The 26,123-nt window shown below is 71.3% G+C and carries 51 protein-coding genes; 48 read left to right on the forward strand and 3 right to left on the reverse strand.

All coding sequences use genetic code 11. The annotated features are described in order from the left end of the window. Nucleotides 1–36 precede the first annotated feature (36 nt). Nucleotides 37–1,623, forward strand: coding sequence for a recombinase family protein (locus tag FB465_RS09875; protein WP_145789529.1), 1,587 nt, complete (start codon nt 37–39; stop codon nt 1,621–1,623). A gap of 4 nt (nt 1,624–1,627) precedes the next feature. On the opposite strand, the gene FB465_RS09880 is transcribed toward FB465_RS09875, so the two are convergent. Then, nucleotides 1,628–2,062, reverse strand: a complete 435-nt coding sequence (locus FB465_RS09880; protein WP_145789531.1) for a hypothetical protein — start codon at nt 2,060–2,062, stop codon at nt 1,628–1,630. Between the two features lie 11 nt (nt 2,063–2,073). Then, complete coding sequence (locus tag FB465_RS09885) at nt 2,074–2,508, reverse strand: hypothetical protein (protein WP_170290544.1); 435 nt, start codon at nt 2,506–2,508, stop codon at nt 2,074–2,076. Nucleotides 2,509–2,748: 240 nt separating this feature from the next. Between FB465_RS09885 and FB465_RS09890 the strand changes: the two genes are divergently transcribed. From FB465_RS09890 to FB465_RS10025, 30 genes are all read left to right on the forward strand, one after another. Then, a complete protein-coding gene (locus tag FB465_RS09890; RefSeq protein WP_145789533.1) occupies nt 2,749–2,964 on the forward strand; it encodes a helix-turn-helix domain-containing protein in 216 nt (71 codons plus the stop codon). After that, nucleotides 2,961–3,140, forward strand: coding sequence for a hypothetical protein (locus FB465_RS09895; RefSeq protein WP_145789535.1), 180 nt, complete (start codon nt 2,961–2,963; stop codon nt 3,138–3,140). The genes FB465_RS09890 and FB465_RS09895 overlap by 4 nt, the downstream gene beginning before the upstream one ends. Nucleotides 3,141–3,219: 79 nt before the next feature. Beyond that, the gene (locus FB465_RS09900) at nt 3,220–3,600 is read left to right on the forward strand and encodes a hypothetical protein (RefSeq protein WP_145789536.1); all 381 of its coding nucleotides are present in this window, start codon (nt 3,220–3,222) and stop codon (nt 3,598–3,600) included. Further along, nucleotides 3,597–3,779, forward strand: coding sequence for a hypothetical protein (locus tag FB465_RS09905; protein WP_145789538.1), 183 nt, complete (start codon nt 3,597–3,599; stop codon nt 3,777–3,779). The genes FB465_RS09900 and FB465_RS09905 overlap by 4 nt, the downstream gene beginning before the upstream one ends. Nucleotides 3,780–3,865: 86 nt before the next feature. After that, nucleotides 3,866–4,606 carry a hypothetical protein gene (locus FB465_RS09910; RefSeq protein WP_246192597.1) on the forward strand — a complete coding sequence of 247 codons (741 nt, stop codon included), beginning with the start codon at nt 3,866–3,868 and terminating at the stop codon, nt 4,604–4,606. A gap of 1 nt (nt 4,607) precedes the next feature. After that, nucleotides 4,608–5,627 (forward strand): recombination directionality factor, encoded by a 1,020-nt coding sequence (locus FB465_RS09915; RefSeq protein ID WP_246192598.1) that lies wholly within the window; start codon nt 4,608–4,610, stop codon nt 5,625–5,627. Nucleotides 5,628–5,685: 58 nt separating this feature from the next. Further along, nucleotides 5,686–6,144 (forward strand): hypothetical protein, encoded by a 459-nt coding sequence (locus FB465_RS09920; RefSeq protein WP_145789543.1) that lies wholly within the window; start codon nt 5,686–5,688, stop codon nt 6,142–6,144. Continuing rightward, nucleotides 6,141–6,866 carry an exonuclease domain-containing protein gene (locus tag FB465_RS09925; RefSeq protein WP_246192599.1) on the forward strand — a complete coding sequence of 242 codons (726 nt, stop codon included), beginning with the start codon at nt 6,141–6,143 and terminating at the stop codon, nt 6,864–6,866. The genes FB465_RS09920 and FB465_RS09925 overlap by 4 nt, the downstream gene beginning before the upstream one ends. After that, entirely contained in the window at nt 6,863–7,108 is a 246-nt protein-coding gene (locus FB465_RS09930) for a hypothetical protein (protein WP_145789545.1), read from the forward strand. The genes FB465_RS09925 and FB465_RS09930 overlap by 4 nt, the downstream gene beginning before the upstream one ends. Then, nucleotides 7,105–7,374 carry a response regulator transcription factor gene (locus FB465_RS09935; RefSeq protein ID WP_145789546.1) on the forward strand — a complete coding sequence of 90 codons (270 nt, stop codon included), beginning with the start codon at nt 7,105–7,107 and terminating at the stop codon, nt 7,372–7,374. Before FB465_RS09930 ends, FB465_RS09935 begins: the two co-directional genes overlap by 4 nt. Continuing rightward, nucleotides 7,374–7,619 (forward strand): helix-turn-helix domain-containing protein, encoded by a 246-nt coding sequence (locus FB465_RS09940; protein ID WP_145789548.1) that lies wholly within the window; start codon nt 7,374–7,376, stop codon nt 7,617–7,619. Before FB465_RS09935 ends, FB465_RS09940 begins: the two co-directional genes overlap by 1 nt. Before the next feature lie 12 nt (nt 7,620–7,631). Next, nucleotides 7,632–8,135, forward strand: coding sequence for a hypothetical protein (locus FB465_RS09945; protein WP_145789550.1), 504 nt, complete (start codon nt 7,632–7,634; stop codon nt 8,133–8,135). Beyond that, entirely contained in the window at nt 8,132–8,377 is a 246-nt protein-coding gene (locus FB465_RS09950) for a hypothetical protein (protein ID WP_145789552.1), read from the forward strand. The genes FB465_RS09945 and FB465_RS09950 overlap by 4 nt, the downstream gene beginning before the upstream one ends. Further along, entirely contained in the window at nt 8,374–8,748 is a 375-nt protein-coding gene (locus FB465_RS09955) for a hypothetical protein (RefSeq protein WP_145789554.1), read from the forward strand. Before FB465_RS09950 ends, FB465_RS09955 begins: the two co-directional genes overlap by 4 nt. Further along, the gene (locus tag FB465_RS09960; RefSeq protein WP_145789556.1) at nt 8,745–9,167 is read left to right on the forward strand and encodes a response regulator transcription factor; all 423 of its coding nucleotides are present in this window, start codon (nt 8,745–8,747) and stop codon (nt 9,165–9,167) included. Before FB465_RS09955 ends, FB465_RS09960 begins: the two co-directional genes overlap by 4 nt. After that, nucleotides 9,164–10,009: a helix-turn-helix domain-containing protein gene (locus FB465_RS09965; RefSeq protein WP_145789557.1), complete on the forward strand. Its 846-nt coding sequence runs from the start codon at nt 9,164–9,166 to the stop codon at nt 10,007–10,009. The genes FB465_RS09960 and FB465_RS09965 overlap by 4 nt, the downstream gene beginning before the upstream one ends. Then, entirely contained in the window at nt 10,006–10,596 is a 591-nt protein-coding gene (locus tag FB465_RS09970) for a hypothetical protein (protein WP_145789559.1), read from the forward strand. Before FB465_RS09965 ends, FB465_RS09970 begins: the two co-directional genes overlap by 4 nt. Before the next feature lie 30 nt (nt 10,597–10,626). Next, nucleotides 10,627–11,466, forward strand: a complete 840-nt coding sequence (locus FB465_RS09975; RefSeq protein ID WP_145789561.1) for a hypothetical protein — start codon at nt 10,627–10,629, stop codon at nt 11,464–11,466. A gap of 24 nt (nt 11,467–11,490) precedes the next feature. Further along, on the forward strand, nt 11,491–12,240 hold the full coding sequence (locus tag FB465_RS09980) for a VWA domain-containing protein (RefSeq protein WP_145789563.1): 750 nt from the start codon (nt 11,491–11,493) through the stop codon (nt 12,238–12,240). After that, nucleotides 12,237–12,722, forward strand: coding sequence for a hypothetical protein (locus FB465_RS09985; protein WP_145789564.1), 486 nt, complete (start codon nt 12,237–12,239; stop codon nt 12,720–12,722). The genes FB465_RS09980 and FB465_RS09985 overlap by 4 nt, the downstream gene beginning before the upstream one ends. A gap of 51 nt (nt 12,723–12,773) precedes the next feature. After that, entirely contained in the window at nt 12,774–12,956 is a 183-nt protein-coding gene (locus tag FB465_RS09990) for a hypothetical protein (protein WP_145789566.1), read from the forward strand. A gap of 200 nt (nt 12,957–13,156) precedes the next feature. After that, a complete protein-coding gene (locus FB465_RS09995; protein WP_145789568.1) occupies nt 13,157–14,071 on the forward strand; it encodes a hypothetical protein in 915 nt (304 codons plus the stop codon). After that, nucleotides 14,068–14,682: a zinc finger domain-containing protein gene (locus FB465_RS10000; RefSeq protein ID WP_145789570.1), complete on the forward strand. Its 615-nt coding sequence runs from the start codon at nt 14,068–14,070 to the stop codon at nt 14,680–14,682. Before FB465_RS09995 ends, FB465_RS10000 begins: the two co-directional genes overlap by 4 nt. Further along, the gene (locus tag FB465_RS37900; RefSeq protein ID WP_425461157.1) at nt 14,679–14,897 is read left to right on the forward strand and encodes a zinc finger domain-containing protein; all 219 of its coding nucleotides are present in this window, start codon (nt 14,679–14,681) and stop codon (nt 14,895–14,897) included. The genes FB465_RS10000 and FB465_RS37900 overlap by 4 nt, the downstream gene beginning before the upstream one ends. 164 nt (nt 14,898–15,061) lie before the next feature. Continuing rightward, the gene (locus FB465_RS10005; RefSeq protein ID WP_145789572.1) at nt 15,062–15,412 is read left to right on the forward strand and encodes a hypothetical protein; all 351 of its coding nucleotides are present in this window, start codon (nt 15,062–15,064) and stop codon (nt 15,410–15,412) included. Then, nucleotides 15,409–15,765, forward strand: coding sequence for a hypothetical protein (locus FB465_RS10010; RefSeq protein WP_145789573.1), 357 nt, complete (start codon nt 15,409–15,411; stop codon nt 15,763–15,765). Before FB465_RS10005 ends, FB465_RS10010 begins: the two co-directional genes overlap by 4 nt. Beyond that, entirely contained in the window at nt 15,762–16,454 is a 693-nt protein-coding gene (locus FB465_RS10015) for a hypothetical protein (protein WP_145789575.1), read from the forward strand. The genes FB465_RS10010 and FB465_RS10015 overlap by 4 nt, the downstream gene beginning before the upstream one ends. Nucleotides 16,455–16,791: 337 nt before the next feature. Next, nucleotides 16,792–17,031, forward strand: a complete 240-nt coding sequence (locus FB465_RS35700; protein WP_170290545.1) for a helix-turn-helix domain-containing protein — start codon at nt 16,792–16,794, stop codon at nt 17,029–17,031. After that, nucleotides 17,028–17,396 carry a helix-turn-helix domain-containing protein gene (locus FB465_RS35705; RefSeq protein ID WP_170290546.1) on the forward strand — a complete coding sequence of 123 codons (369 nt, stop codon included), beginning with the start codon at nt 17,028–17,030 and terminating at the stop codon, nt 17,394–17,396. The genes FB465_RS35700 and FB465_RS35705 overlap by 4 nt, the downstream gene beginning before the upstream one ends. Further along, nucleotides 17,393–17,731 carry a helix-turn-helix domain-containing protein gene (locus FB465_RS10025; RefSeq protein WP_145789579.1) on the forward strand — a complete coding sequence of 113 codons (339 nt, stop codon included), beginning with the start codon at nt 17,393–17,395 and terminating at the stop codon, nt 17,729–17,731. The genes FB465_RS35705 and FB465_RS10025 overlap by 4 nt, the downstream gene beginning before the upstream one ends. 62 nt (nt 17,732–17,793) lie before the next feature. Here FB465_RS10025 and FB465_RS10030 read toward each other — a convergent pair whose 3' ends face one another. Beyond that, on the reverse strand, nt 17,794–18,084 hold the full coding sequence (locus FB465_RS10030) for a hypothetical protein (protein WP_145789581.1): 291 nt from the start codon (nt 18,082–18,084) through the stop codon (nt 17,794–17,796). Nucleotides 18,085–18,273: 189 nt separating this feature from the next. Between FB465_RS10030 and FB465_RS10035 the strand changes: the two genes are divergently transcribed. The 17 genes from FB465_RS10035 (at nt 18,274) to FB465_RS10115 (ending at nt 26,044) form a co-directional block, all read left to right on the forward strand. Next, on the forward strand, nt 18,274–18,669 hold the full coding sequence (locus tag FB465_RS10035) for a hypothetical protein (RefSeq protein ID WP_145789583.1): 396 nt from the start codon (nt 18,274–18,276) through the stop codon (nt 18,667–18,669). A 105-nt stretch (nt 18,670–18,774) separates the two neighbouring features. Further along, nucleotides 18,775–19,029: a hypothetical protein gene (locus FB465_RS10040; protein ID WP_145789585.1), complete on the forward strand. Its 255-nt coding sequence runs from the start codon at nt 18,775–18,777 to the stop codon at nt 19,027–19,029. 68 nt (nt 19,030–19,097) lie between these two features. Further along, on the forward strand, nt 19,098–19,325 hold the full coding sequence (locus FB465_RS10045) for a hypothetical protein (protein WP_145789587.1): 228 nt from the start codon (nt 19,098–19,100) through the stop codon (nt 19,323–19,325). A 78-nt stretch (nt 19,326–19,403) separates the two neighbouring features. Next, nucleotides 19,404–19,652, forward strand: coding sequence for a hypothetical protein (locus FB465_RS10050; protein WP_145789589.1), 249 nt, complete (start codon nt 19,404–19,406; stop codon nt 19,650–19,652). A 13-nt stretch (nt 19,653–19,665) separates the two neighbouring features. Then, nucleotides 19,666–20,181, forward strand: a complete 516-nt coding sequence (locus FB465_RS10055; RefSeq protein WP_145789591.1) for a hypothetical protein — start codon at nt 19,666–19,668, stop codon at nt 20,179–20,181. Then, the gene (locus FB465_RS10060) at nt 20,181–20,525 is read left to right on the forward strand and encodes a hypothetical protein (protein ID WP_145789593.1); all 345 of its coding nucleotides are present in this window, start codon (nt 20,181–20,183) and stop codon (nt 20,523–20,525) included. The genes FB465_RS10055 and FB465_RS10060 overlap by 1 nt, the downstream gene beginning before the upstream one ends. A 61-nt stretch (nt 20,526–20,586) precedes the next feature. Further along, complete coding sequence (locus tag FB465_RS10065; RefSeq protein ID WP_145789595.1) at nt 20,587–21,630, forward strand: hypothetical protein; 1,044 nt, start codon at nt 20,587–20,589, stop codon at nt 21,628–21,630. Between the two features lie 23 nt (nt 21,631–21,653). Beyond that, nucleotides 21,654–22,049: a hypothetical protein gene (locus FB465_RS10070; protein ID WP_145789597.1), complete on the forward strand. Its 396-nt coding sequence runs from the start codon at nt 21,654–21,656 to the stop codon at nt 22,047–22,049. Nucleotides 22,050–22,335: 286 nt separating this feature from the next. After that, nucleotides 22,336–22,545: a hypothetical protein gene (locus tag FB465_RS10075; RefSeq protein WP_145789599.1), complete on the forward strand. Its 210-nt coding sequence runs from the start codon at nt 22,336–22,338 to the stop codon at nt 22,543–22,545. Between the two features lie 34 nt (nt 22,546–22,579). After that, complete coding sequence (locus FB465_RS10080) at nt 22,580–22,813, forward strand: hypothetical protein (protein ID WP_246192600.1); 234 nt, start codon at nt 22,580–22,582, stop codon at nt 22,811–22,813. A 47-nt stretch (nt 22,814–22,860) separates the two neighbouring features. Continuing rightward, on the forward strand, nt 22,861–23,211 hold the full coding sequence (locus FB465_RS10085; RefSeq protein WP_145789601.1) for a hypothetical protein: 351 nt from the start codon (nt 22,861–22,863) through the stop codon (nt 23,209–23,211). Next, nucleotides 23,208–23,396: a hypothetical protein gene (locus FB465_RS10090; RefSeq protein ID WP_145789603.1), complete on the forward strand. Its 189-nt coding sequence runs from the start codon at nt 23,208–23,210 to the stop codon at nt 23,394–23,396. Before FB465_RS10085 ends, FB465_RS10090 begins: the two co-directional genes overlap by 4 nt. A gap of 118 nt (nt 23,397–23,514) precedes the next feature. Then, the gene (locus FB465_RS10095) at nt 23,515–23,796 is read left to right on the forward strand and encodes a hypothetical protein (RefSeq protein WP_145789605.1); all 282 of its coding nucleotides are present in this window, start codon (nt 23,515–23,517) and stop codon (nt 23,794–23,796) included. A gap of 1 nt (nt 23,797) precedes the next feature. After that, nucleotides 23,798–24,301, forward strand: a complete 504-nt coding sequence (locus tag FB465_RS10100) for a hypothetical protein (RefSeq protein WP_145789607.1) — start codon at nt 23,798–23,800, stop codon at nt 24,299–24,301. 156 nt (nt 24,302–24,457) lie between these two features. Continuing rightward, complete coding sequence (locus FB465_RS10105) at nt 24,458–25,324, forward strand: hypothetical protein (RefSeq protein WP_145789609.1); 867 nt, start codon at nt 24,458–24,460, stop codon at nt 25,322–25,324. A 19-nt stretch (nt 25,325–25,343) separates the two neighbouring features. Continuing rightward, nucleotides 25,344–25,586: a hypothetical protein gene (locus FB465_RS10110; RefSeq protein WP_145789611.1), complete on the forward strand. Its 243-nt coding sequence runs from the start codon at nt 25,344–25,346 to the stop codon at nt 25,584–25,586. A gap of 50 nt (nt 25,587–25,636) precedes the next feature. Then, nucleotides 25,637–26,044: a hypothetical protein gene (locus FB465_RS10115; protein ID WP_145789612.1), complete on the forward strand. Its 408-nt coding sequence runs from the start codon at nt 25,637–25,639 to the stop codon at nt 26,042–26,044. Nucleotides 26,045–26,123 lie beyond the last annotated feature (79 nt).

Consider the following 26,123-nt stretch of genomic DNA (forward strand, 5'->3'; position numbering starts at 1 on the left):
GCCATGAACGTCCGTCGGCCCCTATCGTGACTGACCATGGGAAACGTGATCCCCCTCCCCCGGTCCGAGGCGCTCTCGCAGCTGCGCGCAGCTCTGTACGGCCGCGCCTCACACGATCCGAAGAAGCAGGGAAGGTCCATCAGGGACCAGTTCACCGTCGGGGAGCTGGAGTGCGAGGACCGCGGCTGGACGATCCACGACTACTACGAGGACCGCGACCTCTCGGCCTCCCGGAAGGCCCGAAAGGTCCGGAAAAACTTCGAACGGCTGGTCGCCGACATGGAGGCCGGCCTGATCGACGTGGTCGTGTATGCCGAGCGCTCGCGGGTGTCCCGCACGCTGGAGGTCTCGGTCAAGCTGCGTGACGTCTGCGAGCGCACGGGCGTGCTGCTGTGCTACGACGGGCGCATCTACGACATGCGGGTGCCGTCCGACCGCAAGGAGTTCACCCGCGACGCCCTCCAGTCCGAGGAGGAAGCCGAGGCGATCATCGCCCGCGCCGACCGGACTGCGCGGCTCAATGCGAAGCGCGGGCGCCCTCACGGAATCGTGCCATTCGGGTACAAGCGCCGCTACGACCCCGATGACGGCCACCTCGTGGGGCAGGAGGAGCACCCGGACCACGCGGACGTCGTGAGGACCGCCTTCGACATGATCGACCAGGGCAAGAGTCTCAGAGCGACGCTGCGGTACGTGCAGACGTTCCGGCCCACGATGACGCGCGCTGGCCTGCGCGTGATCCTGACGAACCGGTCCTACCTCGGCATCCGGACGAACCGCGGCTCGGAGTACAAGGCTGTCTGGCCCCGGATCGTCGACGAGACCGTGTTTCACCGGGTTCAGCTGCTCCTCGGGGATCCGGATCGGAACACGAACCGAGATGGCGGGACCTCTCACATGCTCTCGGGCATCGCTCTGTGCGCACTGTGCCGGGCCGATCCCAGTGCGAAGATCAACAAGCTTCGTTACGTGAACGGTCGACAGCAGCGAGATCGCGTGGTGAACGGCCGCACGGTGAAGGGGACTCTGCTCAAGCCGACCTACACCTGCGAGTACCGGGGGGATGTCTCCATCAGCCAGGAGGCCCTGGATGCCTACGTCGAGGAGGCGGTGCTGAACTGGCTGTCGTCCCCGGACGCGGCGCTGGTGTTTCGAAGGACAGTGGTACAGGCGACCATCGCGGCGGAGCGCACCAAGATCGCGGCGATGCGCACTCAGCTGGAAGAGGCCCGGGCGCAGGCAACGCAGTTCAGCCCGGCCACGGGAATGCCGCTGCTCTCGGTCGCGTCGCTGGCGACATTGGAGCAGAACCTTCACCCGCTGATCGTGGCGGCCGAGAACCGGCTCAACGCCCAGCTGTCGGTCGGTGATCCTCTGATCGACGGCTTGATCGGGCACCCGATGGAAGTCCTTGATCTGATGTGGAATGCCGAGCTGGACACGGAGCAGCGGCGGCACGTCATCCAGCGTTGCGTGAGGGTTGAGCTACGTAAGGCGCAGAAGGCGGGCCGTTATCAGCTGGGTCTCACCGGGAGAGTGGGGCTGATCTTCAAGGGGCAGCCGGGGTTTGAGGAGTGGCCGAAGGCTCCCGCCCTGGAGCTGGTTGAAGCGGCGACCGAGTAGGGCGTCAGCGGCGCCGGGTGGCGATGGAGATCACGTCGGCGTCGGCGTCGGGTCGCTCGTCCGTGGGTGTGCCCAGCTGGTTGAGGAGGACGGCCTTCACGCCGTCCTCGAAGGCGTCGGCTTTGGCGATGGCCAGCTCGTGCTGGTGCTGGCCGTTGAGGGCGGCGATCTGGCTGACGAGCTTCTCCTCCATGTTGACGCGCATGCGCTCGCGTTGGCTGGTGAGCGTGAGGAAGGCGGCTTCGTACTGGCGTCGCGAGTTGTCGAGGGCGTTCCGGGCGTCCTGGAGTTGGGCGTCGTCGGCAGTGGCCATGGCGCGGTGGCGCAGGTGAAGGACGGCGGCGCCCAGGATGGCTCCGGCGGCGACAGGGGCGGGATAGAGGAGTGCGGCGGCGAGCAGTGCAGTTGCTGCTACGGCCAGTCCTGCGCGGTAGTTCACGTGCGCTCTCCTCATCCGTGTGCGGTGCTGCCCCCCTCTTCCGGCTCGCCGGGGTTTTGCTGGGCGAGCAGGCGTACGCGGTCGAGGGTTTCTCGAATGTACTCGCGTCCGGCTGCGGTTGTGACGCCCCATTGGTTTGCGAGTGCATCAGCAGTGATGGGCTGTGATGCTACTGGGCTTTCTGGCATATGCGCGACTGCTTCCGGTGGAATGGTGCCGGATTCAACGAGCATCTCCAGGTATGGGCGCTGGAGGGCGGTGGAGAGCGGCCAGAGCAGGGCGGGGCGGGGGATGCGCTCGCCCTTGAGGAGGCGGGTGAGCGTTCCGGTGTCCATCTGGGAGTCGCGCGCGAGGCGCGCGGGCTCGCCCCACTCGTCGAGTCGGTAGCCGGCCGCGGGGGCATGTCGGCGCACGTAGGCGGCGAGGGCTTGGGGTCCTGTGTCCATGTGCTGGGCACCATCCATAGCTCGGAAGGGTAGCGCCGGGGAACGCTGCTGTCAGCTGACAACAGTACTGCTCAGGCCAGTGATCCGCGTGTACACATCCAGCTGGTTCTGATGTCCCAGTGGTCTACCCGTTCACCTGCGGAAACTCGCGCAGCAAATCTGCTGTCAAAGCGCAGCACTCTGGGCTATGGTTGCTGTCAGGCAGCAGCAACCCCAGTGGCAAAGCCCGGGAGGTGAACTATGCCCAACTTCGACAACGCCTTCTTCGACAAGACCGCGAAGGAGGCCGGCGATTCGAGCACGAGCCTCATCGCCGCTCGTACCGGCCTCGACAGAGGCCACGTCAGCCGCCTGCTTAAGGGTGACACCGAGCCGACGCTGAAGACAGTCAAGCGCATCGCCGACGCCTACGGCCTCCCCCTGGACGACTTCGTCTGCGAGCGGCAGGCCGCATGACCCGCGAGGAGCGGCTGCGCATCCTCGGAGCCGCGACAGTGGCCGAAATTCACCGGCAGGTAGCAGCCGTGCCGCCGCCGCCCCCCGAACTCATCGACGTCCTGCGCCCCGTGCTGGCCCCGGCCATGGAACGCGCGATGGCCACCAGTCGCGAAGCGACACCACTCGCGGCGTAGAGCCCGGTGGGCCGCCCCTGGCTTGCGACCCGAGGGACGGCCCCGACCCACCGATCATCCAGTCAGAAGGAGGCGGGCCTTGAAGCCCCAGCCTACCCATGGCAGTGCGCAACTCGAACAGGCCCTCGCGCTGGTGGAACTGCTCCGCGACTACGAGCTGCCGCCCGTGAGTTGGACCCTGGCGAGCACCTCGGCCGCGCTCACCGGCGCCATCGCGACGGACAATGCGCGCCCCACGCTCGCCGCGTACGCCGCAGCCCTGAACGGCAGGCCGCTGTCCCCGGACCTGTTCACGGCCGCCGACGGCAAGCAGCGCGTGGCCCAGTGTCTGGTCGTCGCGTGGCGTGGCGTGCAGGTCAACCTGATCGCGACTTCCGACCTCAGCGCGTACCCGGAGCTGATGGACGCGGCCGCAGACGTCGCCGGCCACAGCCCGGTCCGTGAGGCGGTCGCCGCATGAGCCACAACGCCGAGCTGTGGTGGATCTCCGCCGCGCTGCTCCTGGGCCTGTGCGCTGTCGCCGCCGTGGTCCTGGAGATCCGTGAGCGGCGCGCCGCCGCGAAGCAGCGCGCCGAGGCGGCGCTCTGGAAGCGGCACGGCTACTCCCTTCCCCGCCAGAAGAACGGGAGCAGCCGGTGACGGACCCCAAGCACGCACACGACACCGACCGGGGGCGGTACTACACCGACCCGGCCGGTGGCCCGGACCTGGTGAGCGTGACAAACGTGCTCGGCACCTCGGTCGCCAAGGCCGCGCTGATGCCCTGGGCGGTAAAGCTGACGGTCAACTGGATGCTGGAGAACCGCGTGGAGATCGTGCGCCGCGCGGTGGTCGACCGGGAGGGGCTGACTGCTGACCTGAAGCGTGTGCACCGTGATGTCCGCGAGCACGCTGCGGATCTCGGCACGCGGGTCCATGCCCGGGCGCAGGCCCGTGTCCTGGGTGCGCCGTTCGCTGCCGATCTGGAGGTCGAGCCGTACGGGCGTCAGCTCGACAAGTGGTTCGCCGAGTGGGGTGTCGACTTCGAACGCGATGTCGTCGCCACGGAGATCACGTGCGTGCACCGCAGGCTCGGGTACGCGGGCACCGCCGACCTGATGATCTGGCTGCCGACCGGGCCGGGCGGCCGCCGCGAGCTGTGGCTCATCGACTACAAGACGTCGGCGACGCGGCCCGCGAAGTCGGTGTACCCGGAGTTCGCGCAGCAACTCGCCGCGCTTCGGTTCTGCGAGCACGTGCTCCTCCCGGACGACACGGACGCGCCGGTGCCGCCGATCGAGCGGACAGGGGTGCTGAACCTGCGGCGCCGTTCCCGTGCCCTGGTCGAGATGCCGGGCGACCGCGAAGCGCACCGTGCTTTCCGGGGCGCTCTGATCAACGCGCATTGGCATCACGCTGCGCCGTACTCGTACCCCGTCGTTACGCCGCCCGTGACGGGTGAGCCTGAACTCGCGAAGGCGGCCTGAGATGGGTGCGCGTATCTCCAATGTCCAGCGGGAGGCCCGTGAGCTGGGCAGGCTCCGCACCGGCTGGAGTGTCCCGCACAAGGACCCGGGCAAGAGGCCGGTGCCGGTGAAGTCCGAGACGTGGGTGCTCACCTCCCATGCCCGGCACTACCTCGACGAGGCCGCAGAGGTGTGGGGCGGGACGGTCGAGCCGTGGCAGCCGCAGGGCAGCGGCCCAGAGCAGTACAGGGTCGTCACCGAGCGGCGGTCCATTGATGCGCTGCTGCCTCCGGGCGATCCGCTGTCGCAGTACAACGAGATGTGGAACGCGGGCGGTTGTCTGCGCCGCTGTGACGGTGAGACGGAGCAGCTGACCCGCAAGTCGTGCCTGTGCGCGCGGCAGTTCGGTCCCGACTGGCACCTGCAGCCCAAGGGCGTTGTGTGTTCGGTGACTTCGCGGCTGCGGGTGGTCCTCCCGGACATGCCGGACATGGGTACGTGGCGTGCTGAGACCCACAGTTTCTACGCCGCCAGTGAGTGGGGCGGCACTGTCGACATGGTGCTGTCGGGCACGGGCGGCCGGGGTCTGATTCCGGTGACGCTGCGGATCGAGCAGCGCAAGCGGGTCGCGAACGGGCAGACGAAGAACTTCCCCGTCGTTGCGGTGGAGCTGCGGGGTGTGACCCCGCGTCAGGCCCTGACCGGGCCGCTGCCGACAGCTGTCGCCCTGGACCCGTCGGCTGCTCCTCGCCTGGCCCTTGAGGCGGCTCGCACTGACTGGGTGGCCGAGGCGGCGTGCGCGCTGACGATCGACGATCTGCAGGACACCTGGCGCAGGGCGTTCCGGGCGGGCGAGCTGACCGATGCCCTGGCAGCGCTGCTGAAGGCCCGATGCGAAGAGGTCGAGGCGGAGTCCGTGCGGCCCGCTCGGCGCACTGCCGAGCCGCAGCCGGTCCCGGATGAGGACGGTGCGATCGACGCCGAGGTCATCGAGGAGATCGACGACCCGGGCTGGCCCGACGACCCCGATGCGACCGGATGAGTACCACCCCTGACATGGCCGCTCCTGCTGTTCCGCCCCTCCCGGACAAGGACCCGAGATGAGCACCATCGAATCCCCCCGCCCCTACCAGAAGCACAGGCCCCACGCGGCGGCCTGCCGCGCAGAGCCCGAGGTCTGGCACCCGGTGCGGACCTACCCGACGCTGGCCACGGCGAAGACCGTCGCCTCGAACATCCGCACCGGGAAGCTGCCCGCCTACCTGCCGCGTGGCTCGTTCGAGGCGGAGATCCGTGGCGGCCGCAACGTCTGGGCGCGGTTCATGGGCGTGCCCGTCGACGAACAGGCCGAGGCGCTGGAGCGGGCCCGGACGGCGGCCGTCGCTCTGGAGCAGGAGAACGCCCGGCTGTGCGCCGTCATCGTCTATCTCCTGACCGGCATGCTCGCCACGCCCGAGCTGACCCTGCCGAGCCGGGGGCTCGACGCCGTCACCGGGCGGGTGGAGCTCACTGAGCGGGACGGCGTCACCCGTATCGAGGTCACCGAGGGGGAGCTGTGACCGCCTTCTGGACGATCCGCAAGGTCGGCTTCGACACGGAGACCACCGGCACGGACGTGGAGCGCGACCGCATCGTCACCGCCGCTCTCGTGTTCACCGGTGGCGGTGTCGAGGACGCCACCGTCACCTACCTCATCAACCCGGGCGTGCCGATCCCGGTGGAGGCGAGCAACGTCCACGGCGTCACCACGGAGATGGCGCTGGCCGGCCAGGACCCGGCGGCCGCACTGTCCGACATCGCGGACAAGCTGGTCGCCGCCGTCGCCTGGGACATGCCGGTCATCGCCTTCAATCTGCCGTTCGACTTCACGATTCTTGACCGCGAGCTGATCCGCCACGGCCTGCCGACCGTCATGTCCAGGGTGGACGGGGCAGCGCTGCGCCTGATCGATCCGCTGGTCATCGACCGGCAGCTGGACCGGTACCGGCGCGGTTCGCGGAAGCTGAAGGACGTCGCCGAGCACTACGGGGTGGCGCCGCAGGAGTGGCACACAGCCGAGGCCGACGCCACGGCCGCCGTGCATGTCGCAGAGGCGCTGTTCGCCCGGTACCCGCAGCTCGGCGCCATGAGCGCGGCCGAGCTGATCGACGCCCAGCAGCTGTGGCACCGGCGCTGGGCGGCCGACTTCCAGACCCACCTGCGGGAGTCCGAGAAGGATCCTGGCGCGGTCATCGACGGCGCCTGGCCGCTGAAGGCCCTCCCTGTGGAGGTCGCCTCGTGAGCGCCCCCAACTCGCGCCTGCGGCTGCAGCTCGACGCGGATGCGCAGATCCGCGCGCGGTCGGTCGACGGTATGCCGCTGGCGCTGATCCTCTGCGGGTCCGGCCTCGACATCGAGCTGGTCCTCCCGCAGCAGGCAGTCTCTGCCGTCGGCCCGATCAACCGCCTGGCGGAGCGCGCCGCCGCCCTGCAGGCCGAGGCGCGGCGACGCGCCAGCGAGCACGGGACGGGGGACCCGCGATGAGGGCCGTCACCGTCACCGCCCCCGGGGTGCGGATCTTCGGGGCCGAGCTGCGCGTTCTGCAGGGCCTCGCCGAGGGCCTGACCCTGGCACAGATCGCGCGACGCCACTGCGTGTCCCCGGAGACCGTCCGGACCCAGGCCGTGACCATGCGGCGGCGACTGAACGCCCGCACCAGCCCGCACGCCGTCGCCCGGGGCTACGAGCTCGGCCTGCTCGATGCCGGTGACCGGAGCGTGCCGGTCGCGGCCGGATCGGAGGCTGCGTGATGGGACGCCACCCGACTCCGCCCGGCCAGCTCTCCCCCGCCGAGCGCCGCGTACTGGCCGCTCTCGCCGACGGGCTGACGCCCGCCGAGGTCGCCGGGGAGCAGCACCTCGCGCGGGAGACCGTCAACGACCATGCGCTGTCCGCCCGCAGGCGGCTCGGCGCGCGCACCACCGTCCAGGCCGTCGCCATCGCCGTACGGCGGGGCCTTCTGGACGACCGACCCGCCACCCTCCACGCCGCCTGATCGGAGCCCTCCGTGTTGTTCACCAAGCAGAACCGCATCAAGCGCCTGCAGGCGCGCTGCGCCCGGCTCGAAGGCCAGCTCAGTAAGGCCGTCGAGGAGCGTGACAGTGCCCGGTGGCTCGTCACGCACCGGGCGATGAGCGCGAGCATGGCGGACGCCTGGTCGGCGGAGGCCGTTGATCACGCCGTCCGGATCGGCAGGCTCGCCCGGGGTGCGGCCCGCTACCTCGGTGAGATCGGCCGGCTGCGGCGCCTCGTTGCCGAGCAGGACGAGGTGCTGTCGGACCCGCGGTTTGCCGCCGACCGGGCGATCCGCCCGGCGGTGCCCACTCCGGAAACGGAGCGCCTGCGGCGGGAGCTGCGGCAGGCGAACGCCCTCGTGGAGTCGCAGCAGGAGCAGATCCTGCGGTACCAGAGCGCCTCGGAGGCCACCGACCTGATGCTCGCCGAGGCGCGGGCGGCCCTGGACCTCGCGAACGAGAAGCTCGCACAGCAGTCCCCGGCGGTGGCCGCGTGAACGCCCCGGCGCTGACGGGCCTCGCGCTTGTCCTGGCCGCCGTGTGCATCGTCCTGCCGGCGGTGCGTGCGGTGCGGCGGGCGAAGCGGATGCGCCCGGTCCCGGCCGGCCAATGGCTGTACGCCCAGCGGTTCGCGCCCTGCGCGGGTCCCTGCGGCGGGGAGCAGCCCCACCACCAGCACCGCGACGGGTCCGTGACCTGCCAGCAGTGCTCGACCACCAGCCTCTGGAGCCCGGTGTGAACCTCAACATCTTCCTGCGTGGCCGTGGCCGCAGACGTGCCGCCGACCGGATCCCCGCCCTGACCGTCGAGCGGGACGCCGCCCGGCAGGCCTGCGCTGTGCTGCGGATCCGGCTCGCGGCGGCCGATGACCTGATCACCGATCAGTACCGGAATCTGATGGACGTCCGTCTGGACAACGCGCAGTTGCGGGTGGAACGCCGTCGCCTCGCCGACGAGGTCGCCGAGCTGCAGGGCCGCCTGGACGCGGCGCTTGCGGACACCATCGAGATCCCGTTCATCAAGGTGATCCACGTGCCCGCCGAGAGCCACCCCGGTGGCTGGGGTGCGGCCGACGCTCCGCAGCTGGCGCTGGCCGGGGGTGCGCGATGAAGACGACTCCGCCGCGCGGCTACTCGCTGATGCAGCACCGGGTGACGGGTGCGCTGCTGCGGGCCGCCGAGGAGCAGGACATGCCGTTGACGGTGCGCCAGGTGGAGATCCTCGCGTCCGCCGCCGTGAAGGCGGCGCGGGTCGAGCTCGGCCCGGACCGGCCTCGCCGGGCATGCGCCTACGGGGTGAGTGACCAGCAGCGGCGGATCCTGATCGGGGTCGCGAACGGGCTCTCCACCAAGCAGCTCGCCGAGCGGCTGAATGTCACCGAGAACACCCTCAAGGTGCATATCCGGCTCCTGAATGAGCGCATCGGGGCGTCGGACCGGGCGAGCGCCGTGGCCATCGGATTCAAGCTCGGGCTGATCGGTATCGACGACATCGTCACCGAGCTGCACGCTCACGGGGAGGCGGCGTGAGCAGCAGCCCTCTGCCGCCGTGCGGTACGTATGCCCGCGCGGTGGGCCGCCCCTCCGGGAACGTCCCCGGCTGCCACTGCGACGCGTGCAACGTGGCGCGCCGCCGCTACAACGCGCGGCGGTACTACGCCCAGGCGTCGGGCCGCTCCTACACCGTGCCCGCCGGCCCGGTGCAGGAGCGCCTCCTGGTTCTCTTCGACAGTGGCGCTAGCTGGGCGCGTCTGCAGGAGGTGACTGGGTGCAGCCACGCCACGCTCTCACGCCTGCGCAACGGCCATTACCGGCGTGTCCACCGCAAGACCGCCGAGCGGATCGCGGCCGTGCGCATTGTCGACGTCGTCGCACCCCAGCAGTCCGTGCCCGCGCTCGGCACGATCCGCCGCGCGCGGGCTCTGGTGGCCGCCGGGCACACGCTGAAGCTCATCGCCGCGACGGCACCCTGTGATCCGTCGCTGATGCGGCAGATCGTCACCGGGAACATGGTGACGCTCTCCCGCCGCACGGCGGACCGCGTCGCGGCCGCCTACACGGCCCTGTCCGCGGTGCCCGGCACGTCGGTGCGGTCGCTGCGGCGCGCCGAGCGGGAGGGCTGGCCGCACCCGTCGCAGCTGCTCGACGACGACCTCGACGCCCCGCCTGCCACCGGTACCCAGGGCGTCGACCCGGTCGTCGCCCTTCGCCTCGTGCAGGACAAGCCGGCGGCGGTCGACGGTTTCCGCTTCGACCTCGCGCGGATCCTCGTCGAGGAGCACCGCCTCACTGTCGGGGCGGCCGCCGAGAAGGTCGGGGTCTCCGAGCGCACGGTTCTCCGCTGGAAGAAGAAGTGGCGGGCAGCGGCGTGATCGTGAACTCACAGTCCCTGGAGCACGTGCGGGCGCTCCTCGCGGCGGGCCGTTCGAACCGGGCCATCGCCCGCGAGCTCGGCATCAACGCCAAGCGGGTGGCCACGGTCCGGGCCGGCATGGGCCTGCCGTCGACACGGGGGCGTTTCCCCGCCGGGCTCTCACTCGTGGAGAGCTGGCGCGTAAGGACCGTGCCGGGCGCCGGCGGGCACCTGATGTGGGACGGCGCGACGACCAAGCAGGGCAGCCCGGTCATGCGGTACCGGCGCGACACCTACACCGCTCACCGGATCGCGTTCAAGGTCCGCACCGGGCACTGGCCGGACGGCACCGCGAAAGCCGAATGCGGTGTGCGGCTGTGCGTCGAACCGAGCCACGTCGACGACACCGCGACCCGCAACCGCGACCGCAAGGCCCTCGCGGCCGTCCTCGGCAGGAACCCGCGCGTGACGCACTGCCGGCGCGGACACGACCTGGCGGTCCACGCCAGCTACCGGGAGGACGGCATCCGTTGGTGCCGCGCGTGCAAGCGCGTCAAACGCGCGGCCAGCGCGGCCTCCCCAGCCGCCGTCATCCCGTCCGCCTGAACCGCCCCCGTACGTCCGAGAGGCACCGCCGTGACCACTGAAACACCACACCCGGGCCCCGCCCTGGTGCACGGCCGTCTCTCGACGTACACCGTGCGCCGCTGCCGCTGCCGCGAGTGCACCACCGCGGCCGCCCGCTGGAAGGCCAACAAGCGGCGGCAGGTCGCATACGGGCGCTGGCAGCCGCTCGTCGACGCCCAGCCCGTCCGGGAGCACCTGCGGCAGCTGCTGGCCTCTGGTCTGACCCGGGCCTGGATCAGCCGCCAGTCCGCCGTGCCGGGGCAGGTGGTGCGGAACCTGACCGTCGGCAACGGCCGCGGCGCTCCGACGCGGCGCGTGCGGCCTGCAACCGCCGAGGCGCTGCTCGCGGTCCGGCTCCCCGCCGCCGGGCCGCCCGCGAGCCGCAAGTCGGTCCCGGCCACGGCGAGCCGCCGCAAGGTGCAGGCCCTCGCGAGCCTCGGCTTCCCCATCTCGGTCATCGCCCACGCAGCGGGCCTCTCCGTGAGCGGCCTCTACCTGCTGCTCCGCAACCCGGAGCGGCAGGTTGCGGCGTCGACGGCCGAGCGGATCGCCGAAGCCTACGACCGGCTGTGGGATGCCCGCCCGGCCGATCTGGCGGTGCGCGCGGTCGACTCCCGCCGCATCCAGCGCATCGCCCGGGCGAACCGCTGGGCGCCGCCGCTTGCCTGGGACGAGGACCGCATCGGTGACCCGGAGGCGCTGCCCGACTGGACGGGCAGATGTGGCAGCGCCGGCGGCTACTACGACCACACGCAGCTCGGCACACCGACCTGCCAGCCGTGCCGTGACGCGGTGCGGGCCGCCGCCACGGACCGAAAGCTCCGGCGGCGCGCCCGCGCCGCCGGCTGACCCTCCGAAACAGAGGAACAGCCCATGGGCATCTTCGCCCGTCGCAACACCAGCACCCCCTCCAGCACCACGCCGGTCACCGCCGACACCGTCGCCGAGCACGCACCCGACCTCGTCAGCCTCGTCAAGACCGCCGGGGTCAGCCTCACCAAGCGCGGGCTGGGCAGCGAACGCGCCGCCGTGTACCTGGTCCTCGACCACTCCGGGTCGATGCAGTGGTACTACGACCAGGGCACCGTCCAGAACCTCGCCGAGCAGGCCCTCGGCCTGGCCGTCAACCTCGACGACGACGGCACCGTCCCCGTCGTGTTCTTCAACGACACCGCCTACAAGCCGCAGGACGCCCGCATCGGCGCGCACCACGGCATCATCGACGCGCTGCGCAGGTCCGGCAACGTCAAGTGGGGCGGCACCAGGTACGCGCCGGCCATGCGACGCGTCATCGACGCGCACCGCGGACAGGCCACCCCCGCGTTCGTGATCTTCCAGACCGACGGCGCCTGCTCCGACCAGGACGAGACCGCCGAGCTGCTCCACGAATCCGCCGCCATGCCGATCTTCTGGCAGTTCGTCGGGTTCGGCAGCCAGGACTCCATCGAGTTCACGTTCCTGCGCACCCTCAACCAGCTCAGGGGGCGGGTCGTCGACAACGCCGGGTTCTGCGCGGCCGGCCCCGACCCGCGCCAACTCACAGACGCCGACCTGTACGACCGGCTCCTCGACGAGTACCCGCAGTGGCTCGCCGCTGCCCGGACCGCCGGGATCGTCCAGTGAAGCGCTCCCTGCAGCAGCACACGGCAACCCGGCAGTGCCCCCACCGCTGGTGCCGGCCGCTCCACGCCGTCATCACCACGCTCGGCGCCGTCATGTTCCTGGTGCTCGCCTTCCACCAGCTGTCCACCCTGCTGTTCTTTATCGCGACGGCCCTCGTGGCCATCGCGGTGGTCGGCATCATCACCCGCCGCTCTCTCGCGGACACGGCGGCCGACGACCTGCGGCCCGTCATCCCGCTGCACGTGCGGCCGCTCTGGGCGAACCTGTCCGTTGCCCTGGACCTGCCGGTCGTCGTGATGGGCCCTCTCGCTGTGCTCGCCCTCCTGGTCGCGCCCGCGAACAGCCTCGAACTGCAGATCATGCCCGACGCCCTGCAGACCGCCATCGTCGCCATCGCGTTCACCGTGTGCCGTGAGATCGCGCACTGGCTGGCCACGCGACCGGCCCGACCGGGGCGGGTCCTCGCCCCCTCAGCCCCCTGAGCCCTGCCGCCCGGCCGCGACACGGCCGAGCCCCAACCCCGAAAGGCCTTCATGGCCAAGTCCCTGTCCGCGGGCGCGCGTCTCCTCGCGTTCGCCACCGAGATCCCGCCCGCCGCCTACGTCCTCATCACCGGCCACGCCCCCGCCTGGATCCGCATCTGGTTCGGCCTCTGGCTGGGGATCTGGCTGCTGTCCACCGTTGCCACTGCCGCCGACGCGATGGCCAAGCAGTGACCGGCGACCACCCGGGTCACCACCCAGACCGGGCGCACGCCCTCCCGCACTGAACCGGTGTCACGCGTGACAGACGCGTGACATGCCCTGTGACAGCGATGTGACGTCACAAAACGGCCCTCCAACAGAACCCGTGTCACGCGTGACAGACCCCGTCACGTCACGCGTGACACCCCCTGCGGCAACCCCGAGGACACTGCATGAAGCCCCCCGGCCTGTACGTCCCCCTGGACGTCAACTACGTCACGGACGAAGGCATCCGGCGGGCCGGCCCCGCCGCCGAACTCCTCTACATCCGGGCACTCGCCTACTCCAAGCGCACACAGAGTGAGGGCCTCCTCCCCGACTACGACATGCCCGTGATCAGCGTCGGCCTGCCGCAGGTCCGCGAATCCATTGCCTCCCTCGTCGAGTGGGAACTGTGGACCCCCGTCGAAGGCGGCTGGCAGATCCGCAGCTGGCAGCGGTGGAACGAGACACAGAAGGAAGCCGCAGACAAGCGGCAGCGCGCAGCGGACCGCCAGCGCCGCAGCCGCGAACGCCGCGCCCGCACACCACCCGCCGACAACACCGACAGTGACAACCCCTCCGGTGACGACAGCAGCAGCAGTGACAAGCCGCCCCCAGCGGACGGCCGTCACGCCGATGTCACGCGTGACTCACGTGTGACTCACACCAATGTCACACCCCTAAAGAGAAGAGAAGAGAAGAGAAGAGAAACAGGTACCTCTCTTGTGCAACACGACCCGTTGAAGCCACCTGCAACGCGCACGAAGGGAACAGCCGACCTCGACTTCGACCGGTTCTGGGCCGCGTACCCGCGCCGCAAGGCAAAGCTCGACGCCACCAAGGCATGGAAGGCCGCCCTGAAGCGCGGCGCCACCGCCGAGCAGCTCATCGAAGCCGCGACCCAGTACGCCGCCTACCGCGCCGGATGCGACCCGCAGTTCACGAAGCTCCCCGCGACGTGGCTCAACAAGGGCGCCTACGACGACGAACCCGACCCGGCCCCCGCCCAGCAGCCGTACGCCCGCACCGGCACCGACGACGACGACCTGTTCCACCGCGCCATGCAACGCGCCAACGCCGCCACCCAGGAGGTGACCCGCCCGTGACCCCCCAGGAGACCGTCCAACTCGCCCGCTACGTCAAAGCACTCTGCCCCCAGCAACGCTTCGACGAATACACCCCCAACGCCTGGCACGACCTCCTCGGCCGCTACCAGCTCACCGACGCCCGCCAAGCCGCCGCCGCAGTCGCCAGCCGCCAAGCCTTCGTCGCACCCTCCGAAATCATCACCGAGATCCGGCGGATCCGCGCCGCACGCATCGAAGCCGCCAACGTCCTCTACGACGGCGACCCCACCGAAAGCCCCATCGACTCCGTCACCAACCGACGCGAACTCCTCCGCGCAGCAGGCGACGGCCGCCTCGGCACCCGCACCACCCAACAAGCACTCCCCACCGACCGACGCCCCCTCGAACTCGAAGCCGGACCCCTCGGACGACTCCAGATGGCCCTCGCCGCCATCGGCACCACACCACCCCGCGCCATCCCCGGCGTCGCCAACGCCCTCGCCGTCCCCTGCCCCAAATGCAAAGCACACCCCGGCCGGCCCTGCACCAGCGGACGCTCCGACAAACCCCGCAGACACGCCGACCCACACCCCAGCCGCACCGACCTCGCCCGGACCCGCGCAGCAGGACTCGACCAGGACGCCTCATGACACCCGCCTCACAGGGAGAACCATGCCCGCCCTCCCTCCGCGAAACGATCCGCCGCAACAAACCCCCCGCCCTGCAAGTCACCTGCCCCCACTGCCACACACCACCCGGCCAACCCTGCCGCGCAGCCTCCGGCCGACTCCTCCACCAGGCCCACGCCACCCGCTACGAAGCCGCCGGACTGCCCACCCGGCTCACCACGGACACCGGCCCGTGACCGCCTCCTCACGAGAACAGCCGCTCGGGCCGTACACGGCCCCCGCCGCAGCCACCGGACCCGGGAGAACCAGCAGGGCCGACACGCCCGGCACAGGCCCCGTAGCTCGCCGCACAGAGCCACTCCCGTCCCGCCCGCTCACCCGCCCCTGGAAGGACCCCCGCATGACCCGTCAGCAACTTCCGCCCGCTGGGACCCCGCTCACACCGGTCGAGCGCCGCGTTCTCACGGTGATTGCCCAGGGCGGCGGCCGCCGAGGCGCAGCCGCCGCCCTGGGGACGACGGAGACCGCGGTGAAGGAGGCTCTGGCGCGGATCGGCGCCCGGCTCGGCGTGCGCACCCAGGCCGGCATGGTCGGCGCGGCGATCCGCAGCGGGCAGCTGCGCGTCTCGCGCTACGCGGTGCCCGAGCCGGTCATCTGCGGGTGCGTCCGGTGCGAGACGGACGCGCTGGCCGGCCGCGGTCTTCCCGCGCGGCTCGCCGCGGACTGCCGGCGTCGGGCGGCTGCCGCGTGAGCGCGCCGGCGGTGCTGCTGACGGCGCGGCAGAGCGCTGTGCGTGACCTCGTCCTGGACTGGGCCGAGCAGTTCGCACGGGATGTTCCGGTGCAGGCGGTCGACCAGCTGGCGCGGGAGGTCGCGGCGATGCTCCCGTCTGCGGCCCGCGCGCGCTCACGGCCGGAGCTGACGCCGAAGACCGGCGCGACGCCGGAGGACGCGCGGCACCTCGCGGCGAGGCTGGAGGCCGGGCCCGCAGTCGGCGGCTGCTCCTCCTGCGGAGCGAGGCGCGCGCCGGGGCGGGACCGGTGCGCCTGGTGTGCGCGGCGCGCGGCACGGTCAGCGGCGCAGCGGCGACGGGAGGCGTCGTGAGCGAGCCGGAGTGCCCGACCGCGTGGAAGACGCAGTTCGCCACCGAGGCGGTAGCGCTGGCCTCGCTCGCCAACCGGGCCTACAAGCCGGAGGTCGAGCTGCGCGCCTACACCTGCCCGTGCGGCTGGGCGCACCTGACGAGCCGCCCGGGCCGCCCGGTTCGGCCTGTTCCGGTGGAGGTGCCCGAGGTGACCGCGCTGGTCGCGGGACTGGACGCCGTGGAGTTCCAGGCGCTGGTCGGGGACGACGTCCACGCGAGGGCGACGGGCCCGCAGGCAGCGGCGCTGCGCGCCCCGGTCAACCTTCTGCGGTGGGTGGCAGCCCTGCAGGACATGGAGACCGACCTGAAGCTGCAACTCGCCAGGCACAAGGGCGAGGTGTCACCGCGGGCCCTGGACTGGCGCCGTCGCGCGCTTGTCGTGAGGGCAACCGTCCTGGAGCGCCGCGAGGAGGCCGATGCCCTGCTCGCCTCGCTGCGCACCGGTGCGGGCGCCGGCCAGGCCCGCCCGGCAGGCTTCGGCGGCATGCCCGTGCGTGACGTCAGAGCCGCGATTGGCGGCGCGCTTCGGCGGCTCCTCGAAGCACATGAGGATGAGCTCGGGCGGCTCCTGGCGGAGGAGTTCGAACGCGTCGGCGTTCCGACGCATGTCGCCCACCTCATCGTGCGGGACTCGGCGGCCGGCCGGTGAGAGCGACGAGCTGTCCCGGCTGCGGGCGGACCCGGCACGTCACCGCCGCCGGGACGATCCGCCGCCACAACAGGGGCACCGCTGTGTGCCCGGGCTCCGGCCAGCGGCCGACCGGCGAGGTCCGCGGCGCGGACAGTACGAGGCCCGCCGGGACAGTCATCCGCCCCGAACCACCCGCTGAGCCGGCAGGCGGGCGCTCCTGCGACGGCGGCGGCTGCAACTCGCCGTCGGTCGGCTGGCGCCTGTACCGCGGCTGGCGCCACTGGCTGCCGGTGTGCGGCCTTCACATGGATGGCCCGGCCGGGCCGACTCGCATCCACGACCCTGAGGAAAAGTCATGAGCACCCACCAGGTGAACTGCACCGAACTGCACCGCCGTCTCGACGAACACCGCAAGGAGCGAGGCCTCTCGTGGAACCGGGTCGGCCGGGAGACCGGCCTTTCCCCATCGACGTTCAACCGGCTGAAGAACGGCGGCTCCCCGGACGCTCACGCGTTCCTGTCGCTGCTCGTGTGGCTCGGCGCCGCCGAACCCCTGCAGAGCCTCATCGAGGCGACCGGGCCGGTGACGGCATGACCGACCTCGGCGTGGCCGCGGCGAACACCATCATCGTCAACCTGTACGAGCGGATCGGGCAGCGCACCAAGGAGAGCCGGGAGGCACGCGGCTTCACCCAGCAGCAGCTCGCCCGCGCGATCGGCCTGACGCGCGCCTCCGTGGGCAACATCGAGGCCGGCCACCAGCGCCCGCAACTGCACATCCTGATCGCCATCGCACAGGCCCTCGGCCTCAGCCTGTTCGACCTCCTGGGCGACGGTGAACTGCCCGCCCTCGCACCCGTCCTCCCCGCTCCAACCACGCAGCTCCGTACCCGCCTCACCGAGGCCCGCAACGGGATCGACGCGCTGCTCCGCGCCCTGCCCACCGGAGCGCAGCAGTGACGGGGCACCAGAAGACCCCGGAAGGTACCGCAGTGTCGCGCCGCGCCGGGGCCAACGTGCGGCGGCTGCGGCGCCGCGCCGGGATGACCGCGGCGCAGCTCGCTCAGGAGATGACGGCCCTCGGTATGCCGATCTCCACGCAGAACGTCACACGCCTGGAGACCGGCGTGTCGGGCAGCGGCGGACATCCGGCGATGAGCGTCGATCTGCTGATCGCGTTCGCGGCAGTGCTGCAGGTCGGCCCGGAGGTGCTGTTGGCCGAGCCCGCCTGCTGGCAGTGCTCCGACCTTCCCCCCGAGGGGTTCGCGTGCCGGGCGTGCGGGGCCGAGGGGTGACTGGGCGCGGGCATGCGAAAACGCCGCGCGGCGTGACCGGGCGGCGTGCATGGCCCGACGGTTCAGTCTTCGGCTGCCGGCTTCTTGCGGCTGGCGGCCGCGCGCTCCTCGTAGCGCGGGTCGACTGGTACTTCGAGGTCGCGAGCCATTCGGCGGAACACTTCCGCGGTCATGCCGGTGCTGCGGGCGAGTTCAGCCACGGTGGCGGTGCCGGCCTTGAGGTCCTGGGCGGCCATGACGCGGACGAGTGGCTTGAGTTCGCGCTCGGTCTTGAGTGCCTGTCGGTAGCGGGCAAAGATCTTGGCCCGTTCTGCCGGGTCCGTCGGCGGCGTCTCGGTGGATGGCGAGGTCATGAGGGCGATGGTCGCACACTCGGAGCGCTACGGGTAGGGCTGCGCCGTAGGGCGGTCCAGTCGCAGTCCGGGGGCCACAAAGAATCTTGGAACACTACGCGTAGGGCTATTGCCATGCCTACATGTAGGGCTACATACTGGAGTCACAAGGGCGGCGGACGAAGCCCCCCGAACCTCCAGGGAGACGCCGTGAACGCCACCGCCCGAAACGCCATCCGCCGCATGACCGCCGCCGTCCGCACGGCCGTCCAGAACACCCGCGCCGCCTGGTACGCCGCACTCAACGGCCGGACCATCAACGACGCCCTCGCCATCGGCTGGCTCATCCGCACCAGCGAGATGCTCGACCGCCTCTTCATCGACCTCCCCGACGGCCAGCAGTCCTGGTACGGCCGCCACGTCGTCAAGGCCTACCGCGCCACACACGGCCGCGACCCGCTCAAGGCCTGGGTCCAGCACCGCACCACCGGCCGCTGGATCCACGTGTACGTGTACGCCCCCGACGACAAGGCCCTGATCGCCGGTCTCTGGTCGTACAAGGCCACCCGGCCCGTCGCCGCCGCTCTCTTCTCGGAGACCGCCTGAGCGGCCCACAAACCGGCGGCGCGGACACGCGACCCGGGCCAACCCCCTTCCCTGGCCCACCGACTCGCTTCCGCGCCGCCACCCCACCCGAGAGGAGCCCCCGCCATGAGCACCGCCGACAGCCTGTTCCGTGCCCTCGACCTCATCGAGCCCGGTGACCTCGTCAGCTACCACGGCAGCCTCACCGACTTCCACGGCCTGTACATCGCCACGCCGTGCGACTGCCACAACTGCAAGCTCCGCGACGCGTACGGCGTCTCCGACTTCCGGTTCCGGCTCCTCGACCCCTGGGGCGACCTCAGGCACACGCCCCGCTGCGTCCGCCGCAAGTCCATAACCCGCGCCACCGGCGGCCGCTGAACCACCAACCGGGCGGGGCTGCACCCTCGGCCCCGCCCACACCCACTCAGCACACCGGAGGACCCACTGTGGAGACGACCATCGCCCGCACCAGCACCGGGATCATCGCCAAGCTCCGGGAGGAGCTCACCAGTTGCGAGCGGTACGACCGGTCCACCGGCACGCTCGTCCACGCCGATCCGGCCGAAGCCTGGAACGCGCTCACCAGCCACCGCAGCGCCCGCCTGGTCAAGAGACGCGGCGAACGCTACATCGTGCGCGTCCACTCAAACCTCTACTACGTGCTGCGCGCCTGACCCCCTAACGGGCGGCCTGGCCCCCGACGGGCCGTCCACCCCCTGACCACACCACCCGCACCTCTCGCAGGAGACGCCGTGACCATCACCCTCAGCCAGTACCTGGTGTGGCTCGCGGTCGAGATCACGGTGGTCGGCCTCGCCGTCGTCGCCGCCCTGGTGGCCAAGCCGGACCCCGAGGGCAAGCCCGTTTGCACGGCCTGCGGTTGGGACGACGAGGACGAGCTACTCCCCGGGCTCAACGGCGACCCGTACTGCGATGACTGCCGCCTCACCTTCGCCGACCTTGACGACGACGCCGAGTGGCGCGCGTACGCCTATAACTGACCCTGGAGTCCCGTTGACCGACCTCGACCACCTCACCGCCGGGCCCTGGCATGGCCTGGCGATCGACATCACCAGGGCGGCCCTCGCCCACCCCGACGGCTGCCCCGCCCGCTGCCGTGTCGGCCGGCTCTTCAGCCTCTCCGGCCCGGGTGGCCTGAAGGCACTCACCGCCGACCTGCCCGATGGGACGTACCGGGTCCGCTGGTCTCACCGGGGCGTCGACATCCAACACCCCGACGGGACTAACGTGGTCGGCGCCCGGCCCACCCCTCCGGAGCCGGTCGCTCTGACGGATGCCGAGCAGCAGCTGCTCGGGGACGTCGCGGACGAGGCCCTCAATGCCTACCAGCACGCGGGCCAGTGCGGCTGCGACACCTGGCCGCAGGCCTGCGCGAGCGGCGGCACCTACTGGCCGGGCCTGTGGGACACCGGCGTCTGGTACTCCGCGCTGCCCGCCATCCTCGCCGCATGGGCGCAGCTGCGCCCGGCCACCGGCTGCCCGGCCGACTCCGAGAAGGAGAACGACTGATGTCCGCCAGCATCTGGCACCACCGCGAGGCCGAGCGCCTGGTGGCCGAATCACTGGGCTTCCCCGAGCACAACGACGGCACCAGCCCGGAGGCCATGCGCAACCTGGCTGAAGCCCAGGTGCACGCCACCCTCGCCACCATCCCGCGCGGCCTGCCGGCCGGCGAAGACCTGATGGAGCTACTCCTCGACGCCTTGGCCGACTTCCAGCGAACCGCCAAGTGGCCCACGCTCCAGCACGCCCAGGCCCGTGGCCACTTGGCCGAGTGCTTGTCGAAGTCGCTGACGGCCGCCGTCCTGGACAACAACACCGGGTACACCGGCCCAGTCCCGGGCGGCGTCTGACCCGCCCCGGACGCCCGGCACCCACCGCCGGACGACCCCTTCCCCTCCGAGGAGAGACCTCATGAAGATCCAAGAGCCCGAGTACCTGCCGATGCCCACCGGCCTCGATGACCGCGCGCTGGCCCTGGAGGAGTCCGGCGTGGCCAGCTCCGCCGCCGAGGCTTTCTGGATGGCCTCGTGCGAGGCGATCGGCGGGGTCGGACGCAGCGAGCACAACCACCGCGACCAGTTCTGGTTCGGGGACCTGCCCGACGAGCAGCGCGAGGTGTGGGACCGGATCGCCGAACGCGAAGGCCGCCGCTTCTACTTCCACCAGGCGAAGGACACCCTCGTCGGGTACCTCGCGCACGGTCGCCACGATGCCCGGCTGAGCGTCAGCATGGAGCGCGAGCTGGTCGATCGGCTGCGCCAGGAGCGTGAGGAACGAGCCGGCCAGGTCGCGGCGTCCACCGGCGACATCACCGACCTCGCCCGCCGCGATGCCCGGGCGTGTCTCCAGCGCCTGTACTCCGGTCAGATCCCGGCGAGCGTCGCCGACGAGATCGCCTCAGCTGCTCTCGGCACCGCCCTCCACGAGATCGAGCGGCTCCGAGCGCAGCTCACCACGGCCGGCATCATCGAACTCCCGGCTACCAGCATCCCGGCCGGCCCTGGCACGGCTGAGCGGCTGCGTGTCCGCTGGGACCGCCTGGTCACCACCGAGCCCGGTCAGGACACCGTCGTCAGCTGCGCCACCCTCGACGGAAGCAGCCCCGTCGACCTGCTCCTCGACGACGACCTCCGCGAGGCGCTTGCCCTGTCCCTGATCGACCCCGACGGCACCATGGACCAGCCCGCCGAGTTGACGGTGTGGCGGGCCGAGCTGGACGGCGTCCCCCTCGGTACCTACACCACGGCGGGCCCCGGCCGCGAGCACTGCGAGACGGACCTTCGCGACTCCTCCCTCCAGGCAGGGCTGTTGACGACCCTGGAGTGGGTGCATGTCGCCGACGACGCCCCGCACGAACTGTGGCTGCGCCGTCCCGACGGCACCGAGGAGCAGACCGGCTACCTCGTGGTGCCGGTGCCGGTCCAGGACGAGTACGACTCGGACGGTGAGTCATGAGCGAGTCCCCGGAGCTGTCCGAAATGGAAGCTGAGCAGCTGCTGTACGCCGTCGGGCTGCGACGTGGCATCGGCAACCGGAAGCTCGCTACGCACGGCACCCCGGCTGCCTATCTGCGGCACCTTCGGCACAACGACCCGCCGTGCGAAGCGTGCAAGGCAGCCAACGCCGAGGACAAGCGCACCAAGAAGCAGACGTCAAAACCGATGCCGAGCCGCCGCACCGAGATCCCGCACGGAACGCTGGCGGGCTACCGCCGACACCTGTACCGCAAGGAGACGGCGTGCGAGGCCTGCAGGGCTGCCAGCGCCGACGCCCAGCGGGCCCGGGCGAAGAACCGCACCGCGTGGACGTGCCCCTGCGGGCAGCTGAACGTCTCGGCCCGGGCCGACTGCAGCAGCTGCGGCTCGCCGAGGTGACCACCGTCCAAGTCCTCGCTCTTCTCGCTCCGCTGGTGTTCGCGGGCGTCGGGTGGTGGATCCATCCGGACGCCCGCGCCTGGCGCCGACACCGGCGCCGGCTGCGCGCCGCGCGAGCCAACAAGCCCCGCAGCCAAGCGTGATCACTTCGCGGCCGGGCGCCCGATGGTGTTACCGACCGCACCTCCGCTGACAGAACAGGCGCCGATCGCGCCACCATGGGCCAAGCCCCCGGCGCCTGGCCTTCACCGACGCACCATCCTCACTCCCTCCGAGAGGACCCGTCATGACAGCCGAAGAACTCGCCGCCTCCCCGCTCGCCGGCCCCGCCCAGCTCCACGACCTGGACGAGATGCAGCACCCCGAGCTCGTCGAGGCGGAACACCGCATCGCCGGCCGCCGCGGATACGGCGTGCGGCCCGGCCTCGCACGCCGCACGCTGCGCCGTGTCCGGGCCGTGTTCCACCGCCCGCCCCGCCGAACCAGCGCGGGCTGACCGCGCCGAACCAGCCCGAGCCGAGGAGCAGCACGTGATCTGCCTCGCCATCGAACTCGACACCGCGGCCGAGGCCGCCGACCTGGTCGAGGCCCTCCTCGCCGCCGCGGACCGGGCGGAGCGCCGCTCACCCGAGCGCGCCGCCCGCCTCCGGGGCCTCGCCGACGGGATCGGTGACGGACTCGACGCTCTGCCCCGCCCCGCCCGCCTGTCCGATGACGAGGTGGACGAACTCCTCGCCGCGTGTGGCCTGCACGCCACTGCCTGACCCCTGACCTGCCGCCGGCAGGCAACCCGAACCCGTGGAGACCCCGCATGCCCGACCAGTACCCGGCCCCCGCTGCGCCCCTCCCCGAGTTGCCCTGGGGGCCGGGGCGGTTCCGGAAGCGGCCCGTCGTGATCGACGCCATCCAGTGGACCGGGGGAAACCTCGCCGAGGTGATCGCCTTCACCGGACCGGCGGTCTTCGACGTCATCGAGCCCACCGACCGGATCGAAGACCCCGAGCAGACAGCCCAGGTGTACGACGAGCTGCACTCCACGTGGGTCGGCGTCTACACCGGGCACTGGATCATCAAGGGCATCCGGGGCGAGTTCTATCCATGCGCGGAGGACGTCTTCGCGGTCACCTACGAGCCCGTTCCCACCGCCGAGACCGCACTGTGAGCGGTTCCCTGGGCCCGGTCACGGTCCAGATCCGCACGAAACTGCCCGTCTCCGTCCGGGACCTGCCCGCCCTCCATGTGATCGCCGAGCGAACCGCCAAGGCCAACGGGGTCAGCCTGAGCTCCATCACGATGGCGCAGGACGGCGACGACCTGGTGCTGGCCTTCGAGGTGACGCCTTCATGAGACGGCTGCTCATCCTCCTGCCCCCTTCCCCGCCTTCGGACGGCTGGTCGTTCACGGCGCCCGGCGGCTTCCGCCCCAGCTGTGCCCCCGCCACCTTCCTGACTGCCGGAGAGACGCCATGACCACCACCCCGCAGCCCGCCGCTCGGCCGGTCGCGTGCACTCGCTGCGGCAGCCCGTGCGCCGTCGCCGAGGACACCGTCGGGCTCATCGACTGGGGCCCGGCCGTGGTTGACGCCGACGGTGTCGTTCGGCCGCAGTACCCGGACCCAGAGGACGAATACCAGACCGTCACCAACGACGTCGGGATCACCCGGACGCGCGCAGTGTGCAGCAACCGCTCCTGCCGCCACCAGTGGACGCTGCGCCGCCGCCTTGACCCGTCTGCCCGGGAGGGCTGAGATGACCACCACCCCTACGCCCGCCGAACTGACTGCCGAGCAGTGGAAGCGCCGCGCGCTCCGTGCCGAGGGAGCGATGCGCCACGCCCTGTGGATGAGCCCCCTCACGTACAACAACGAGACGGCCGCCGAGATGGCGAAGCGCTTCCGGCTGCACATCGAGGCCACCTACCCCGACCTGATCGTCCGCTACAACCACCAGCCCGTTGAGGTGTTCAAGTACGCCGACGACTGCGACTGCGTGGACGACGGCACCGAGAGCGACGGGTCGAACGAGTACGACAACGACCACTCCATGGACGGCGAGGACGGCTACCTGTGCTCCCGCTCCTTCCTCGGCCGGGTGTGTGGGTACTGCAAGGACGAGGAGGGCGACGGCCCGGAGTGGGCGCCGTACAGCGTCCTGTGGCCGTGCCCGCCGGTCACCGCACTGAACGCCCTGACCGATACCGCTGTCCTGCGCTCCGAGATGAGCACCCCCGCCTCGTCTGCCCTGGAGGGCTGAGATGACCACCACCCCGCCCTCCTGGTGGCGTCGCTTCCTCGCGGCGCTCACGCACTCCGGCCCGAGCTACAACATCTGCCCTGGCGAAGGAAGCGGCTGCTGCTGCCCCTGCGAGGGCTGCCGACACCACTGCACCGCACACCAGGAGAAGAAGCGATGACCACCACCCCGCTCACCGGCGGGCAGCTCGCCGACCGGATCGTGGCCGCTGTCGGCCACGGCCTCCGGTACGCCGAGGCCGACCCGGACTCCGTGCTGCCCGAGACCGTGAACGCCGTCCTTGCCGTGGTGCATCCCGAGTTGGACCGCCTCGCCGCCGAACGCGATGAGCTTCTCGCCGAGCTGGACGGCCGCGACGAGAAGGCCCGCAAGCGGTGGATCAAGAACCAGGAGAAGCAGCTCGGCATCAAGTACGCCGACTTCCGCGCTGGCCGCTGGGAGATGGACCTCGCCATGGGCCGCGAGATGGCCGCCGCCTACGTCGCGATGGCCAAGACCCTGCTCGGTGACGCCCCGAACTACACCGAGACGAAGCTGGAATTCGACGTCAAGATCGCCGAATCCCCGGAGACATACACCCTCGTCGTCCAGCGGCACGCCCCCGGCGCGCTCACCCCGCACGAGGCGCGGCAGCGCTCCGAGGCCGAGTTGGGCCGGGTCCGCGCCGAACTCGCCACCGTCCAGGCCGAGCGCGATGCCGCCCGCGAGCGCCTGGCGAGCTACGGCACACCCGTCCTGAGCTTCCCTCCGCTCCCGCCCGAGAGCCCCTACGCCGCAAAGCGGAGCGCCGATCGTGCACTCATGGAATCCGGGTTCGTGCCCGAGGCAGGCGCCTGGGCAGTCGGCATGGCCATCTGCCACGAGGGCAGGAAGTGCCCCGCTGGCGAGGTCGGGATCTTCGAGCTGACGAAGCGCGGCCGGCTGCCCGTGCACCGCGACGACTACGAGCGCCGATGCCCTGGCTCTGGCCAGAAGGCTGAGCCGCTCAAGCTCGCCGCCCCCGCCGCTTCCCCGTCTGCCTGACACCCCGGAAGGACCCGCCGTGGAGCACGCCCCGCTGGTCCAGCAGAGCACCTACACCCACGTCGGCGAGTGGTGGGTCAGCTGCTGCAACCGGATCATCACGCGCGTCCCGCTCACGGACGACTCGTGGTGTCCGACCCAGGAGGACGCCGAGGCCATGGCGGCCTGGCATGTGGCGGGTGAGGCCGGTCTGGCACCGGCCGCCTCGGCTCCCGGGCCGGCCGGGCCTCCGGTGCAGCTCTCCCTCTTCGTACCCGTCTGACGCCCCGTCCGGCGCCAGGCACTCAGACACCCCCTCGGAAGGAACGAACGATGAGCCTCTGGGACGACCCGTGGCCCGACACCCGGCCCGTCAGCGGGTGGGCGTACGGCCAGCTGCTCGCCGCCGAGGAAGGCCGCCTGCACTACGACCCCGTCCAGTACCCGGTCCACGGCGTCAGCAACACCACCGTCCAGATGATCTGGGGCGGGCTGCTCGCCGACGGCCACGGCGAGCTTCTGCTGACCGACGCGGGCCGCGCCCGGCTGGCGCAGGAGAGAGCCCGCCATGCCCAGGACGAGGACGAGGTTCCCCCGGCCACCGAGTCGCAGCTGAGCGAGCCCCAGCCGGAGCGCGGCGCGGACCTCCAGCTCGACCTGTTCGCCGCCAATGAGGCTCGCCAGCTAAGCCGCGAGGAACACGAGGGCAAAGGCCAGCAGCACGAAGATCGCCACGACTAGCCATCCGCGCTTGCTCGGCCACTGGCCGCCATGGTGGTGGCTGCGGCTGAGGATCCCGCCGGCGCTGTCGTCGCTGTGG

Origin of the sequence: Kitasatospora atroaurantiaca (assembly GCF_007828955.1) — a bacterium.
Taxonomy (GTDB): Bacteria; Actinomycetota; Actinomycetes; order Streptomycetales; family Streptomycetaceae; genus Kitasatospora; species Kitasatospora atroaurantiaca.